Annotated in this window: 14 protein-coding genes; 7 read left to right on the top strand and 7 right to left on the bottom strand. The window is 37.8% G+C overall.

Annotation, left to right across the window (positions count from 1 at the left end):
• Positions 1-290: 290 nt before the first annotated feature.
• Entirely contained in the window at positions 291-746 is a 456-nt protein-coding gene (locus HWV00_RS09590) for an L-alanine exporter AlaE (protein ID WP_211685957.1), read from the top strand.
• Between the two features lie 44 nt (positions 747-790).
• Here the strand turns inward: HWV00_RS09590 and hutW are convergent, their stop codons facing one another.
• The gene (hutW, locus tag HWV00_RS09585) at positions 791-2,113 is read right to left on the bottom strand and encodes a heme anaerobic degradation radical SAM methyltransferase ChuW/HutW (protein ID WP_211685955.1); all 1,323 of its coding nucleotides are present in this window, start codon (positions 2,111-2,113) and stop codon (positions 791-793) included.
• A 144-nt stretch (positions 2,114-2,257) separates the two neighbouring features.
• Positions 2,258-3,142 carry an alanyl-tRNA editing protein gene (locus HWV00_RS09580; protein ID WP_211685953.1) on the bottom strand — a complete coding sequence of 295 codons (885 nt, stop codon included), beginning with the start codon at positions 3,140-3,142 and terminating at the stop codon, positions 2,258-2,260.
• Positions 3,143-3,418: 276 nt separating this feature from the next.
• Here HWV00_RS09580 and HWV00_RS09575 point away from each other — a divergent pair, with 276 nt between their 5' ends.
• Genes HWV00_RS09575 through HWV00_RS09555 form a run of 5 tightly spaced genes read left to right on the top strand, consistent with a single transcriptional unit; the run spans position 3,419 to position 8,393 of the window.
• Positions 3,419-4,534, top strand: a complete 1,116-nt coding sequence (locus HWV00_RS09575; protein WP_211685951.1) for a hypothetical protein — start codon at positions 3,419-3,421, stop codon at positions 4,532-4,534.
• Positions 4,535-4,545: 11 nt separating this feature from the next.
• Positions 4,546-5,109, top strand: a complete 564-nt coding sequence (locus tag HWV00_RS09570; protein ID WP_211685949.1) for a tetratricopeptide repeat protein — start codon at positions 4,546-4,548, stop codon at positions 5,107-5,109.
• Positions 5,110-5,118: 9 nt separating this feature from the next.
• Complete coding sequence (locus HWV00_RS09565) at positions 5,119-6,936, top strand: FliG C-terminal domain-containing protein (RefSeq protein ID WP_211685947.1); 1,818 nt, start codon at positions 5,119-5,121, stop codon at positions 6,934-6,936.
• Between the two features lie 3 nt (positions 6,937-6,939).
• Positions 6,940-7,731, top strand: a complete 792-nt coding sequence (locus HWV00_RS09560) for a motility protein A (protein ID WP_211685945.1) — start codon at positions 6,940-6,942, stop codon at positions 7,729-7,731.
• Entirely contained in the window at positions 7,728-8,393 is a 666-nt protein-coding gene (locus HWV00_RS09555; protein ID WP_211685942.1) for an OmpA family protein, read from the top strand. Before HWV00_RS09560 ends, HWV00_RS09555 begins: the two co-directional genes overlap by 4 nt.
• A 277-nt stretch (positions 8,394-8,670) precedes the next feature.
• Here the strand turns inward: HWV00_RS09555 and HWV00_RS09550 are convergent, their stop codons facing one another.
• The 4 genes from HWV00_RS09550 to lpxM form a co-directional block, all read right to left on the bottom strand.
• On the bottom strand, positions 8,671-8,889 hold the full coding sequence (locus HWV00_RS09550) for a VF530 family DNA-binding protein (RefSeq protein ID WP_211685941.1): 219 nt from the start codon (positions 8,887-8,889) through the stop codon (positions 8,671-8,673).
• 65 nt (positions 8,890-8,954) lie between these two features.
• Positions 8,955-9,791: a patatin-like phospholipase family protein gene (locus HWV00_RS09545; RefSeq protein ID WP_211685939.1), complete on the bottom strand. Its 837-nt coding sequence runs from the start codon at positions 9,789-9,791 to the stop codon at positions 8,955-8,957.
• 80 nt (positions 9,792-9,871) lie between these two features.
• On the bottom strand, positions 9,872-11,284 hold the full coding sequence (gene pykF, locus HWV00_RS09540) for a pyruvate kinase PykF (RefSeq protein WP_211685936.1): 1,413 nt from the start codon (positions 11,282-11,284) through the stop codon (positions 9,872-9,874).
• A gap of 364 nt (positions 11,285-11,648) precedes the next feature.
• The gene (lpxM, locus tag HWV00_RS09535; protein ID WP_211685934.1) at positions 11,649-12,590 is read right to left on the bottom strand and encodes a lauroyl-Kdo(2)-lipid IV(A) myristoyltransferase; all 942 of its coding nucleotides are present in this window, start codon (positions 12,588-12,590) and stop codon (positions 11,649-11,651) included.
• 551 nt (positions 12,591-13,141) lie between these two features.
• On the opposite strand from lpxM, the gene asnB reads away from it, so the two are divergent.
• A complete protein-coding gene (asnB, locus tag HWV00_RS09530; RefSeq protein WP_211685932.1) occupies positions 13,142-14,809 on the top strand; it encodes an asparagine synthase B in 1,668 nt (555 codons plus the stop codon).
• 420 nt (positions 14,810-15,229) lie between these two features.
• On the opposite strand, the gene HWV00_RS09525 is transcribed toward asnB, so the two are convergent.
• Positions 15,230-16,510, bottom strand: a complete 1,281-nt coding sequence (locus tag HWV00_RS09525) for an acetyl-CoA C-acetyltransferase (protein WP_211685931.1) — start codon at positions 16,508-16,510, stop codon at positions 15,230-15,232.
• Positions 16,511-16,576: the final 66 nt, after the last annotated feature.

Raw genomic sequence — 16,576 nt, 5'->3', positions numbered from 1 at the left:
AACAAATAATTACAATTTACGAGATGCCGACCGTTAGTTTTGGTCGGTAATTTGAAGCTTGTCACATTAATTCGTTCCACGTTTTATATTCCTCAGCATTTACGCTCTGTTTTTCATTCATTCCCAGTATTAAATACACAAAAAACTTAAAAACAAACTTAAATTCAGCGATTAAAACTACTTAATACGTGATTTAATACGCACATATTCTACTTATATCTAAACATCCAGTTTATAAGTAATGAACAAGACGATTTAAACACGATATTAACCTAGTTGGAGATAAGCAAGTGCAAGTTAAAGCCCCTTTCTGCGTCCGTAATGCCGCAGCTGACACATTCGCAATGGTAGTATTTAGTTTTGTTGTGGGCATGTTGATTGAGATTTTTGTCTCTGGGATGTCGTTTCAACAATCTTTAGCTTCTCGTATGGTTTCAATTCCAGTGAATATTGCCATTGCTTACCCATATGGTTTATATCGTGACTTTATTATTAAGAGCAGCGCTAAATTAGTTAAGAGTAAACTAACAAAACAATTTGGTGATACGTTTGCTTATGTATCTTTCCAATCACCAGTTTATGCATTAATTCTATTGTCTGTGGGGGCTGATTTCGCACAGATAGTAACAGCAGTATCAAGTAACGCTGTTGTATCTTGCTTTGTTGGGGTATTTTACGGTCAATTTCTTGATTTATGCCGTAAGCTATTTCGTGTACCTGGCTATCATGCCGGTATCAGTGCTTAAAAGACATAATGCAAAGGCATATTCAGTGCCTTTGCATTCATATATTAAGCGACCTTAGCCAGTAAAGGATTTGTCGCTAAATACTCAAACAACCCAGCCTGCATATTTACACTCCAAAAGCGCCCTGCTAACGTCAAATATAATTTATCGTCTTCTAATTCAGCTAACCCATTCTCTTGCCACTTAATGAATAATGGCTGTAAATGCCTGCGTAATGGTATTGAAAATTCAGCTAAGCCTAGCGTACCCCCATCAAGTCCCTTCTTAATGATTTTATCTACATGGTTCTTTTCATTTATAGACATGATCATGCCAGGTACTTTTACATCCGCTTTAATCGCGTCGTGCCAAGCTGATAGATCTCGTCCATTCATTACACCATGGCCATTAATACTACCGCCCGCGCCCGCACCAAAAGGGACAATTTCAACGCCTTGTTTTGCTAGTGTGTTATATAAGCTTTTTTCACGTTTATCACTGCGCCAATGGCAATTAGATAAGCGTTCCCATCCATTCTTTTCTAACAGTGCAGCGCCTTGTGCATACATCATTGATCGTGCTTGACTATCTGCTCTCTCTATAGACTTTCCTTTTTTATCTGCGTTATCCATACGCGACCCTGATAAGTTAATTAATTGATAAAGATCGACACCATGAATACCTGTATTAATAATCGCTTCGACATCATGCGTCCATATATCGAATGTTTGTCCTGGTAATCCAAAGATAAGATCGGCAACTATCGTGGCAGTCGGATGCTGTGCAAGCTCAGACAAACGTTGTAGTATCGTTTGCTCATCATCAAATCGTCCTGCAGCTTGTCTCACTTCTGTATTCACACTTTGCACACCAAAGGAAAAACGATTGATACCGCCAGCAATCGCCGCGTCGAATTTATCATTCGTAAAACCATTTAGACGCCCTTCGAGGGTAATTTCTGCATTTTTTTTCAATGGAAAAGATTGAATCACATTTGCAAGTTGTAATATTTCGTTAGCTTGCATATCTGTTGGTGTACCACCACCAATATAAACAGTATCAAATGGGACACTTGTAATAAATTGAGTGGTAGCAGCGTCAGTTAGCTGCTGACAAAGCGCATTCACATATTCAGTAACACGGCTTGGCTTAGCCCCATTTTCAAAAAAATTACAGAAACTACAGCGCTTTCTGCAAAATGGGATATGGATATATAGCGCTCTCGTTTCTGAATTACTCTCTATAGACCACCACTGTTGCCATTCACTTTGAGTTATCGAGATGGGCCTGCTACCCGAACGTGCAGAGTGCGCACTTGTTTTTACAGTAAACGCATATTTTAATGGTTCAGGCGTAGAAATACCTGTCATGGTTGGTGTTAAAATCATAATTTAATCTCAAACAAGTAACAACGAAAACCAAATGATAACCAATCGCATTCTCACCTACTTTGTTTTTGATCAAGCATTAGTTGTTAAACAGGTAGTAAAAAGGCGCAAACGCGCCTTTATTATTAATATGATGAGATTTTATTAATCAGCTGTCGTAATCATTTCTAAATCTTGTTCCGATTTAACCGTTAACTCGACCGTTATTCTTTTATATTCAAGCAAGCTTTGAACATGCGATCCACCGCAAGGCATAATAATGTTTTCTCCGTTGCCAAGATCACAACACCAAAATCGCGAGTCCGTAAGCAAATCGCCCTCACGCCTCATTACTACAGGTGATTTAGTCGCAACCCAATTTTCAAGCACATCATTTATTTTGTTTTGAATATCATCCAAATCATTCAGCATATCAGCGACATTAAGTCCTCTTTTTTTCAATGTCTTGCCTAAACGGTAGTTATCAGTTGATTTGTTTTCAGAAACCAAGCTGAATGTTTGAGCATAAGAATGGAAATCACGGTTATTTAATGCATCTTTTCGCGATGCATCCTTTCGCCAATAGTCTTGTTCCAGTATTTTATTCAAAGCAAATGAAGCTAAATGCCCTGCACTATGGCCACGGCTTAGTGCTGTCTGGTAGCTTTTATCAACGGTCAATTTAACTTCATTATTAATATCTAATGCCGTATCAAGTGCTAACTCATGCACAACAACAAAATGCCAACCTGCTTCGCCACGTTTAACGGGGATATCAGCTCCGACATATAATTTGTTATTCTCAACGTCAAATGCACCAGTTAAACAGTCTAATACATCATATTGTTCGTCTTTTAATAATAGGCAGCCTTTATCTGCAGGATGATCAGGCCAGATGTGACTAACAGGATGAAATGGCGTTTGATCAACAATAACGTATGTACTGACATCTGTTTTTTCGAGCCATTGTATATGAGCTAAAGACTCTGTGATTACTTGGCTGAATAGCACCTTTGTTGGGTGCACTTGATGGGTTACAACGGCAGACATAAAATTCCTTTAATACAAATAGGTTTATTCCTGGAATGATACCATCCCCAATGTAAAATTTGATATATATTGCATTACTCGCATTTTATAGTCCGATTTACCTATACAGCCCACAAATTTAAAATATTTAATAGCCCCAGCCACTATAATTTACAATTATTTTCAATTAATATTCGCGATGATTAACTTAAAAATTAAGTGTATAAACATAGATATATAACAATAATGTAAATATGTTTTATATGTGTAACTCTGCATAACTATAAAAGGCATTCCATGACACGCTCATTTTTTGGTATAAAAAAATCATTATTTTTATACCTCTCTTCTTTTTTTGTAATTTTTACCGCTTATATCCCGTTAAGTCACTCAGCTGAAAATGCAATAAATGAAGAACAACCTGCAATCACATTAGCTCCATCAAATATTACACCGAGTAAATCATACCTCGTGTTTTTAAATCTTCTTGACCGTAAAGACATCTGGGGAGAGCTTCCATGGGAACTTTCAGAACAAAATATTAGAAATGTTGCCTTATATCATAGCGGCAATAAATTACAGCACCAATTAGATAAAACCACATTAAGTTTAATCGAAAACAAATTATCTCTCAGCCTTATCGATAATGACATTAATGTGAAAACTTGCATTCAATGTGCCAAAACATACGTTAATGTGAAAAAAGGCAGCGTGCGAGTTAAACATAGCGCCGAGACAAACAAAGAATTACAAGCAATGGCTAAAGATATTCGCGCTAACGCTTTCTTAATGTGGGACGCGTCTGTTCATGACGACGTTTATGATGTTCAATTAAAGCTTGTTAATGCAAAGACTATGGATGTTATATGGACTAAAAACATCTCTGAAACAGTCGAAAAAGAAGCGGATATTGAGTTCTTTGAAAAATCAAACTGGGCGGTGACTTTAGGAGCCTGGGGACTTGAAGCAAAACGATTAAATACAAATACAGGCACAATGACAGAAGTAGATAAATTCACCACAATTGGTGTACGTAACTATCAGTCTTCAGACTTAACACCAAATCTTGAATACGCGATTATCTTCGATGTCGTAACAAACCTTGAAAAAACAGATACGATTAGCCTAACCGGTGTCAATATCGAAGGTCGTATTTTCTTCTTAGCACCAGATTGGATCCAGAAAGTTAAGTTCAAACCTTACATCGGTATTGGCCAAGTGTTATTTGATAACTATCACGCAGTTGCATTTAGAGCAGGCACAGAGATTAGCTTTCTTGATAATGGCTTCTTAGAAGTGGGCATCATCAGTATTTCTGAAAATGATATAGAGATTGATTCGAAATCAGGCTATGCACCCGCAGTTACATTTGGTGGCTTAAGCTACGACATTACACTTGGCTACCGCTTCTAAGGATTAGGAATATGAAAAGAATAATTACGCTGTGCATGCTGATCACGCTGACTGCATGTAGCACTAAAAATAATAACGTTGAACAGGTCGCTCCTAAAGTCGCAGCATCAGATGCCGATGGTAATCCATTAGGTATCTTGACTCTTGAGCACCAAGGGCAGAATTATCAATCAAGAGTCGCTTTCAATGTGCTTGGTAGCGACATTATATTTGAAATGGAAACAGATGAAGAAATTAATGCCGAAGACCAGTTAGCGAATCAAGATAATCTTGACCTATTCGAAGATATATTAGATGAAGAAGAACCAACTCCTGAAGACATGGGAAAAGCACTTCGCTTATTATCTGAAGCTCAACAGCTTGCAGTGGACACATATTATCCAGAAGCATTAGCTGAAGTCGAAGAAGCAATTAAGGCGGCACCTAGTCTTGCACAAGCTCACGCTCTTAAAGGCAGCGTGCACTATAAAATGAAAGACTATACGGCGGCTAAAATCGCATGGGAGCAAGCTTTAGAACTTGATCCTGAATACGAAGATGTTCAGAAAGCATTAACTCGCTTGGATACTAAATAAAGGATGAACATGAATATTTTAAAATCCGCATTATTGGCTGTATCACTTGTACTTGCACCACAAGCAATCGCCAATGAAATTGAATCACTCGAGTTAAGCCAGGGGTTAGAAGAAAGACTAAATAGAGATATTGCTGCCTACTTAGGGAATGATAGCTTTATACTTTCAATTAGAGCTGAAGTGTTAACGACACCTTTGGCCCAAGGACCAAGTGGTTATAACGAGCCACAACAATCAGGCTATAAACCTAATCAAGCTGTAAACCCATCACAAAATGGGCCAACACCTACAAATTCGGGCTCAAATACTGAGGATGATTTTGATTTACCTGCACTGCCAAGTCGTGGATCGTCAGAAGAAAAAACTGTAGATCCTGCAATAGCTCAAGCACAAGCGCAAATTTCAGCGATGGAACAAACCATTAATCAACAAGCTGAATTATTAGAAACCCAAGCGGCACAAGCTAATCAACTTGCAAACAGTGGTGATTCAGAAAAAAAATTAAGAGTGCTACACACAAAGTTATTAGTGACAAATACGGCTAATAACGAACAAGTTGTATTCTTGAGAAATTTATTGACTGAAAAGTTAAACTACAACCCGTTTAGAGGGGATACTTTAACTATCACACCAACTGATTTTCCAACAGCAGCGATCGCTCAAGAACTTGAAGAGCAACCCGTTACTCCTTGGTATCAGGATTGGGCAAACTGGTTAATGGTTTTATTAGCGGCTTTAATTTTGATGTTGTTGATTCTACTATTACGCAATAAAAATAAATTAGAGCCAAATACGGAAATCGAAAGCACTCCACCTACTGCTGAACCATTACTCATGCAGCAGCAACAAGATGTACAAGCGCTTCGTCAACGTATTATTAGTTTAAGCTTAGCATCGCCAGAAAAAATTCAATCAACGGTCGCTCAAATTGCATTGAACGAGCAAAACATGCCTCTACTGGCGGCATCTTATCAAACACTGGGTCGCTCTATATTCACATCGATCTTCCCTAACTTAGTGCATGAAATACCGCAATACATTAATTATCTTCAACAAGAACAGAAAGATTATCCCGCGCTTATTACGAGCCTCAATGATCTATTGCAACTGCTTACGCATATTGAAAATGATGCACAATCAGTTACACACAAACCATTCTCTTACCTTCAAAAGTTAAGTGATAATCAGGTTTCTTGGTTAATTAAAGAAGAACAACCAAGAATTAAAGCATTAGTTCTCACGCAACTTGAAGAGATAAAATCGACAGCAGTGTTAAAGCAGCTAAGTCCGACTGAGCGCGCACTTGTTGCTGTAGAAATAGGACAGTTCCATAATTTCCCTGTTGCTACGTTTAACGAAATTGCACAACGTCTTGCTAAAAAATCACAACAGGTACCTGATTTCGAACATATCAATGCAGATGGTACTGAATTACTGCTTGGTATGTTAGATCGTCTACCAGTGAACGAACAGCAAACACTGTTAACACAGCTTCAAGAAAGTTCACCAGAAACATACATGAAGATACGTGAGCAATTCTACTGCTTTGATGACTTATTGAATACTCCGACACTTGTTCTCGCTGATGCACTGCGCAACATTGAACGTAAAAGTGTCGCAATTGGTCTATTCGCTTTAGAAGAAGAACAAATTCAACATGTATTAACTGAGCTGCCTGTTAAATTAAAATCAGCCTTACTATTTAAGATCAAACAGCTTGAAGAACCTGATCAAGAAACAGTAGCTAAAGCGCAACAAGAAATTGTGATTGCGATAAGACAATTACTTAATTCTGGTCGTTTCAGCATGAATGATTTAAAAGGATAACCGATGATTTCAATTAGTACTTTCGTTGGCATATTAGGTGCAATCAGCCTGTTTGCTTACGCTATTTTACAAAGCACAGATAACTACCTTATTTTTGTTAGCTTGTTTAGTTTAGTTATCGTACTTGGTGGTAGCTTTGGTGCCACATTAATTAGCTATTCATTTCGTTTAATCTGGGCCGCATTTGCAGAAATGATGGTGAATTTGCTTGACGAAAAGAACCAGAATAAACAACTCAAGCAACTTGTTAACCGTATTATTGAATGGAATGACATATACAAGAAACAAGGTATTACAGCGTTAGAGAATAGCCTGACTGAGAAAGAGAAAAAAGATGACTTCATTATCAACGCAATGGAGTTACTAGGTACAGGTTATAAATCGAAAGATCTTGCAGGTATGCTTGATGACACAAACGAAAGTGATTTTCAACGCAGAAGTGAACACGTTAACGTCATTAATACCCTTGCGACTTACGCGCCTAGTTTTGGTATGGTCGGTACGCTAATTGGTTTAATCATCATGCTAGATAACATGACAGGTGATTTAGCTGCTCTAGGTAAAGGCCTTGCAATCGCGTTACTTACAACACTGTATGGTACATTACTTGCCCAACTACTTTTCAAACCCTCTGCAATTAGAATCGCAAGAAGACAACACCGCATTTTCTTCGAACGTCAGATCATCACAGCAGGATTACAGTTAATCACTGAAAACAAAGATAACCTGTATATTCAGGACAGATTAAACTGTTATCTCGCGCCTAAACATAAAATGACGGAGTTAGGTAAATGAGATTAAAAAGACCTCCGGCTTCATCGTCATTAAGCGATAAAGACGATAATGGTTGGTTAGTCACATACAGTGATGCAATAACATTACTGCTAGCGTTCTTTGTGATTCTGGTTAGTGTATCGGAAGTAAACGAAGGTCGTTTACAGGAGCTTGAACAAGGTATTACATCGATTACCAGCACAACAAAGACCTCAATGCCTTTTAGTGAATTAAAAAAAGACATTACGAGTGTGCTTGAACAAAATGACATGGCAGAATTAGCTGACGTCAGTGTTGATAAGAAAGGAATCAAAATTGAGTTTGCTAATAAAGCACTTTATGGTTCTGGTGATGCCCAAATAAAATCGCAGATGTTACCAGTGATTGATCAGATAGCAGAAGTCATCAACAATTCTAATGTTGAGAACCAGATGGTTGAAATAGAAGGTCATACGGATGATATTCCAATCCATACCCTCACCTATCCATCAAACTGGGAGTTATCAAGTGCGCGTGCTGTAGCGATTGTTAAACGTCTTGCATTGCAAGGTGTTAAGAAACAAGAGTTAAAAGCCGTTGCCTATGCTGATTCAAGACCTAAAGTTGAATTAAGCACAGCGCAAGATGTAACAGCAGCAAGAGCTGAAAACCGCCGTGCAGTGATTTATATTCGCAGACCTTAAACCTTCCGTGTTATTGTCATTAATAATGTACTCTCGATTATTCGGGGGTGCATTTATTAAACGCTCCATTATCCCTTTATTATCCCTTTTTAAAACTGACTTACTGATGTTTAAATGCGCGAATGTTAAAGCGTCCACCTAATTTGCAACGCAATTGCATGATGGTCTAATAGAGTAAGGGGAAATGATGCTGAACTACTTAATTTATCTACTCGTTTATGGGGGTAAACCTCTTGCCAATGAATACTGTATTAACAAGAGGCTGATTAAGGAAGGTTTATTCTTCAGTAACCATTTTTATATATAGCGCTTCAACTTTATCACGTGCCCAAGGCGTTTTTCGCAAAAATTTAAGGCTAGACTTAACACTTGGGTTTTCAGTAAAACAGCGAATATTCACGTAATAGCCAAGTCCATCCCAACCATATTTATCAACAAGACTGTTAATTACTTTTTCGAGTGTCATACCGTGAAGCGGATTATTTATTTGAGTCATGTTTACCGTGATAAATTATTTAAGATTAATTGTTGGTGAGTATAACACAAGATTTGCTAACAATATTAATGACCGAACCACCTTGCAAATGGATTCTTTGTCGACTTATTGCTAGTTAAACTTTCTTTTAACTCAATAATACTATCATGTTGATCTTTTGCGGCTTCATAACCGATTTGGAAAATTTCACGTAACGATTTTTCATCGGTTGCAAACGTGTTGTAATTCAATAAAGCCTCAGGGTAAATTTGCACATCACACTGCGACAGCTTTTCTAATTCAGCACCGCTACCCTGCAAGGTAAATGCACGTAATACCACGTCTTTTATACTAGATAGTTCTTCAGCTTCGACTTGACGTATCGGTGATACATAGACACCGATTATTTTGTCACAGTCATCCTCAATCACGCTCACTGGAAAGTGATTTACAATACCGCCATCCGAATATACTTGATCATCAATAACCATAGGCGAAAAAACGAGGGGGTAGCTTGCTGATGCCAATAAAGCATTAATGACTGAGCCATCTTTAAAAATATGCTCTTTTCCCAGTAACATATTAGTAGCAACAATACGCAATTCAGGATCGAGGTGTTCAAAACTATCTTCAGGTATGTATTTTAACACTTCAGGATATAATTTAACGGGATCAATAAAACCTGCGCGAGCGCGAGTAAACTTCCAGGAAAAAGGTTTAACATCAATGAAGAATCGTAGAATATCTTCAATTTCTAATCCAGAACAATAAAGTGCGCCGACCATAGAACCAGCGCTTGTACCAGCAATGACGTTAGGCTTAATCCCCTGCTCTAATAAGTACTTTAATACACCAAGGTGCGCGATCCCTTTAGCGCCGCCACCAGAAAGTACCAGACCAATTTTATGTTGAGTGCTCTCCATATAGCTTATTAATCCTTATAAATTATAGGCATAAAAAAAGAGAGCATACGCTCTCTTTAAATAAATTTCAATTTAACAACTTAAAGTTGGTGAACTGACGATGTATTTGTTGTACCAGATGGAACAAGCGCACCTGAAACCATAACAACAATATCACCTTCTTTTGCTAGCCCTGTTGCTAACGCAAGTTCTTTACCTTTACGATAGAACTCATCAGTGCTATCAATCTGTTCAACGATACAGCTGCTTACACCTTTCGTTAAGCATAACTGTTGTGCCGCTTTTTCGTTAGTTGTAATCGCTAGGATATTTGCTTTCGGGAAGTATTTACGTACCGATTTAGCTGATTTACCGCCACGAGTCGCAACAACAATCAGTGGCGCACATAACTTTTCAGTTGTTTCTACAGCACCTTTACAAACAGCTTCTGTAATACGCATGCTTTTTGCAACAATATTTGCACCCAAGTCAGAAGACATTGAGTTATCAGTACGTTCACAGATGTTTGCCATGATAGATACAGCTTCAACTGGGTATTTACCTTTCGCAGTTTCACCAGAAAGCATTACAGCATCAGTGCCATCAAGTACAGCATTGGCTACATCGCCTGCTTCTGCACGTGTTGGGCGTGGGTTGCTGATCATTGAATCAAGCATTTGTGTTGCAGTAATTACAACTTTACCTGCTTTATTACATTTTTTGATCATCATCTTCTGTGCCATGATCACTTCTTCTACAGGGATCTCAACACCTAGATCGCCACGAGCTACCATGATACCGTCAGATTCAGCAAGAATCTCATCGAAATTATCTACACCTTCTTGGTTTTCAATTTTAGAGATAATTTGAATGTTTTCGCCGCCATTATTAAATAATACGTCGCGAATTTCTCTGACATCATCAGCTTTACGAATGAATGATGCAGCAACAAAGTCAACTTCTTGCTCACAACCAAATGCAAGGTCAGCTTTATCTTTTTCAGATAATGCAGGTAGACCTACGCTAATATTAGGTAAGTTAACACCTTTGTTTTCACCAAGTGCACCTGTGTTTAAGACTTTACACTTAACTTCAGTTTCTGTTGTTTCAGTTACTTCCATTTCAATCAAGCCGTCATCAACAAGAATGATTGCGCCAGGATTAAGGTCTTTAGCAAAACCAGCATAAGTTACAGCAACACAATCTTTATTACCGACAACACTAATATCTGTTGTAAAAGTAAATGACTGACCAACGGTCAAGATAACGTCTTCACCATTCTCTAGCTTAATTGTGCGAATTTCTGGACCTTTTGTATCCAGTAATACTGCGATTTTTTTATTTAGGTTTTCACTTACTTGACGGATATTTTGAATTCGACCTGAGTGCTCAGCAAAGTTACCGTGAGAGAAGTTTAAACGCATAACATTCATGCCAGCGTTAACAAGCTCAGTTAGTTTCTCTACTGATTCAGTTTTTGGACCAATTGTACAAACAATTTTAGTCTTTTTCATTCTTATAGCTCCGTATGGGATATTTTATATTCTTATAAATTTCGTGCTCTATCTATAGTCTAGATGAGAAAAAGCGTTGGCTTTATGTGAATGTGACTATAAACAAATATTCTTTTATTGAAGCAATGTCGCTTTCATATGAAACCAATTGTAACAGGATATATTGAAAAACATAGAAAGATATACATAAAGAAATACAGAATAGTTATCTAGATCAAATTTGTTTAGATCATTCGTCTAAAAACAGACCAAGTAAAGGTCAATTAATCATTTAATTTGAGTAGCGGAGAATTATAAAGGGGAACGATACTAGGATAAATGAGCGCTATATCAACATAAGCATATAGCGCTCATTAAAAATGACTTAATAAATTTTTTCACCATCAGGACGTGTTTTTAACAATTTTAATGTCCACATGTACTGATCAACACCACATTCAATCAAGGCTTCGATCTCTTTATTCATCATGACAGCATCTTGCTCTGGACTTTCTGTCGGGAAATTCTGCATTGCTGGTCTAATAAAGGTTTCAAATTTACCTAACTCTTCATTATAAGCCGCATATACAGGTACAACCGCTGCAGATGTCTTCTGTGCTAATTTACCCAACACTGGTAACGTGGCTTTTTGAGTCGAGAATAAAGGTGCAAATACGCTGCGCTTTGGTCCATGGTCTTCATCTGGTAAATAATAACAGCTTTCACCGCTGCTAAGCGATTTTACCAGTGCGCCAAGTCCTGCTTTACGGTGATAGATCGTACTACCAAACTTCGCACGTTGGCGAGTCATTAGCCAGTCAAACAGCTCATTTTTAGAGTTATTGAACATAGTACAAAATGGTGCACCATAAGAAGCGATATGCAAACCAGAAAAATCGATAGCAAAACTATGTGGTACTAACAAAATACATGCTTTACCTTGCTCTAATAAAGGAAACAGGTTTTCCCCACCATGAACAACCATGCGGTTACGATTATAAGCAAGGCTACGTGCACTAGGCTCTGCATAGCTTAATATCGTTTGGCAAAACGTAACCAAGTTAACCATAATGATACGATCTTGTTCTGCATCATCCATTTCTGGAAAACACATGGATAAATTGATTTTTGCCACTTTCTTACGTTTACTCATCGCTTTTAGCTTAAATAATTTCCTTGCGATAGCACGTGCAAATTTATCACGCAGTTTTATTGGCATAAAAGCAAGCAGGTATAATACAAATACACCAAACCAAACCGGCCAAAATTTTGGTAATAAAAATGCTTTTTTAAATGAAATATCGTACGGCTTATATTTATCAGACATATAATTTTATCAAACCTGTTTGAATCACAAAAATGTTACGAGATAATGAACTAAATAGTTTATGCAGTTATGTCTTCAAAACCAACTATTTTTTATAATTACTATTATATTATTACTGCTTTAACTGTTTATTAATCAACATTTCATACATATTTACACCAAACAGACAGCAAAGCGACTCCTCCCATTTTTTAATATCCATTATATTTTCTTGTTATCCTAAATTACCATTGAGGTATAGCCAATTATCATGCTAAATTTACCTAATGTGGATTATTATTGTATTTGAAATTATTTACTTAGTATCACATTGCGTTGAATGGATTCAATCGTAGTTACCTCTATAAGTTAAGATGTATATTGCTTTATCCCAACTCCTCGCACAAATTATCGAAACGTCATTTTTATGTACGTCATTTTGATGATTCCACATCTTATTGCAACTTTTATAAAAGTTATGTCATTTTTAATTGCAATTAAATTAGAATCTGTCAAATTAGACACACTATTTAGAAAGTTAGCTGCAAAGGCAGTATTAGAAGGAATTAGCTATGTGCTCAATATTCGGAATTCTAGACATCAAGTCAGACATTAAACCTCTTCGTGAACAAGCATTAGAGCTATCAAAACTGTTACGTCACCGTGGCCCTGATTGGTCAGGTATTTATACTAACGATAATGCTATTTTGGTTCATGAACGCCTTGCAATTGTTGATGTTAATAATGGTGCACAACCTTTATATAATGAAGAGAAAACCAATGTTCTTGCTGTGAATGGTGAGATCTATAACCACAAAGATTTAAAGAAAACATTAAACGTAGACTTTGAATTCCAAACAGAATCAGATTGTGAAGTTATTCTTGCGCTATATAAAGAAAAAGGCACTCAGTTCTTAGACGATCTAAACGGTATTTTTGCTTTCGCATTATATGATGAAACAGAGGATGCTTACCTCATTGGCCGTGATCATATTGGTATTATCCCACTTTACACTGGTTATGATGTACACGGTAACTTTTACGTTGCGTCAGAAATGAAAGCATTAGTACCTATTTGTACGCAAATTGAAGAGTTCCCTGCAGGACATTACCTGTGGAGTAAAGACGGTAAAGTAACACCATACTACCAACGTGACTGGAAAGAGTTTGATGCTGTAGCTCAAAATGGCGGCGACAAAAGTGTTGTTAAACAAGGCTTGGAAGACGCGGTTAAACGTCAACTAATGTGTGACGTACCTTATGGTGTATTACTGTCAGGCGGCTTAGATTCATCTGTTATTTCAGCAATCACTCAACAATATGCAAAACGTCGTATTGAAGATGGTGGTAAAACAGAAGCATGGTGGCCACAACTGCACTCTTTCTCTGTAGGCTTAAACGGTTCACCTGATTTAGCCGCAGCGCAAAAAGTAGCGGATCATTTAGGTACAATTCATCACTCTATCGAATTTTCAGTACAAGAAGGTATCGACGCACTACGTGATGTTATCTACCACATTGAAACATACGATGTAACGACTATTCGTGCATCAACACCTATGTACTTGATGGCCCGTAAGATTAAAGCAATGGGTATTAAGATGGTACTTTCTGGTGAAGGTGCTGATGAACTATTCGGTGGTTACTTGTATTTCCACAAAGCACCAAATGCTAAAGAGTTCCATGAAGAAACGGTACGTAAAGTAAATAAACTACATATGTTTGATTGCCTACGAGCGAACAAGTCAATGGCTGCTTGGGGAATTGAAGCACGTGTACCTTTCTTAGATAAAGAGTTTGTAGATGCGTCAATGCGTCTGAACCCTGAACTGAAAATGATCACGGGCGACCGCATTGAGAAAAACATCATCCGTGAAGCATTTGAAGATTTATTACCAGAAGAAATTGTATGGCGTCAAAAAGAACAGTTCTCTGATGGTGTAGGCTACTCTTGGATTGACCAGCTTAAAGTTCACGTTGAAGAAGCTGTATCGGATCAAATGTTAGCAAGCGCGGCATTTAAGTTCCCAATCAATACACCAGATACCAAAGAAGGTTACTACTATCGCGCCATCTTTGAAGATCACTTCCCTGGTGACTCGGCAGCTAAATGTGTACCATTTGGTAAGTCGGTAGCCTGTTCAACTGTAGAAGCATTAGCTTGGGATGAAAGCTTCCAAAACAATGCAGATCCATCGGGTCGTGCTGCGGGTGTTCATAACGAAGCATACGAAGATTAATCTAACTTGTAATTTAAGTTAAATTATCTTCAACCTGAACAGCACTTCGGTGCTGTTTTTTTATAATTGACTAAGCTTCCTCATATCCCTATCTCAACTTAACTCTTTCCTATTTCTACTCATATTCTTTATTTTTTACACGCGTATGGATAAGCGAGAGATCTATTGATAATTTGGCCTTAACCATCACTTCTTCATTCCAAGTATTATCACGACCTCTACATCTGTCGCACTCTAGTTTATGATTGGAAGTACGCACTTGAATTCCGTTCGACATGAAGCATGGTATTAATTTAATTCACGCATAATTAATACTGCATATGCAAAAAGCGCCAATACTCTGCAGTATTAGCGCTTTTATTTATAAAGATCGTCGCTATTTAAAACGAGATATTTATCAATAGAAAATAAATGTCGTATTTATTTCTCTAGAATAGCGGTGATACCTTGACCACCAGCGGCACAAATAGAGATTAAACCACGACCAGAACCTTTCTGATCAAGCAGTTGTGCTAATGTAGCAATAACACGGCCACCAGTAGCTGCAAATGGGTGACCCGTTGCTAAGCTGCTGCCTTTCACGTTAAGCTTAGTTAGATCAATTGAGCCTAGTGCGCCATCAAGACCTAACTTCTCTTTACAGAATTTCTCATCTTCCCAAGCTGCTAATGTTGATAGTACCTGAGCTGCAAATGCTTCATGGATTTCATAGTAATCAAAATCTTGTAATGTAAGACCTGCACGCTTAAGCATTTTTGGTACAGCATAAGCAGGCGCCATTAATAGGCCTTCTTTCTTATCTACAAAGTCGATTGCTGCCGTCTCGCCAAATGTTAGATAAGCTTGCACTGGTAAGTTGTGTTCTGCAGCCCATTCTTCACTTGCAAGTAATACTGCTGATGCACCATCAGTCAGGTTAGTACTATTACCCGCAGTCATAGTACCGTTTACTTTATCAAAACAAGGCTTTAATTTAACTAGTTTTTCAACCGTAGTGTCTGCACGTAATACGTTATCTTTAGTAAGGCCAGCCATAGGTGATACTAATGTATCAAAGAAACCTTCTTCATAAGCTGCAGCTAATTTTTGATGACTTGCACATGCTAGTTCATCTTGTGCTTCGCGTGAGATATTCCACTCTTTCGCTGTTACTTGGCAGTGATCGCCCATTGCCATTTTTGTACGTGGTTCTTTGTTAGCAGGTGTTAATGGTGCAAAATGTTTAAGACGTAAGCGAGATAAAGCACTCAAACGTTGCTTACCTGTTTTTGCACGATTCAACTCAAGCAAGATACTACGCATACCTTCACTCACAGCAATTGGTGCGTCAGACGTTGTATCTGAGCCACCAGCAATACCCGCTTCAATTTGACCAAGTGCAATTTTATTTGCTACTTGAATTGCAGCAGCAAGACCAGTACCACACGCTTGTTGGATATCATAACATGGTGTTTCTGGTGCAAGACCTGCACTTAAAACAGATTCACGCGTTAAGTTAAAATCTCGAGAATGCTTAATAACTGCACCAGCAACAACTTCACCAAGCTGCTCACCACGTAGGTTATATTTTACAACTAAACCACGGATACTTTCCGTTAGCATATCTTGGTTACTTAATTTCGAATATGCTGTGTTTGAGCGTGCAAACGGGATACGGTTACCGCCGATAATTGCAACTCTTCTTACTGTTTGACCTGTCATGGTTTATTCCTTTAATTAAGATGACTTATATATGCCCGCAGCACATTAGACTTTAGATACATTAAT

The sequence above is a fragment of the Moritella sp. 24 genome (assembly GCF_018219155.1).
Classification (GTDB): Bacteria; Pseudomonadota; Gammaproteobacteria; order Enterobacterales; family Moritellaceae; genus Moritella.
Note: the sequence above shows the minus strand (reverse complement) of the source record. Positions and strands in the feature narration are given on the sequence as shown.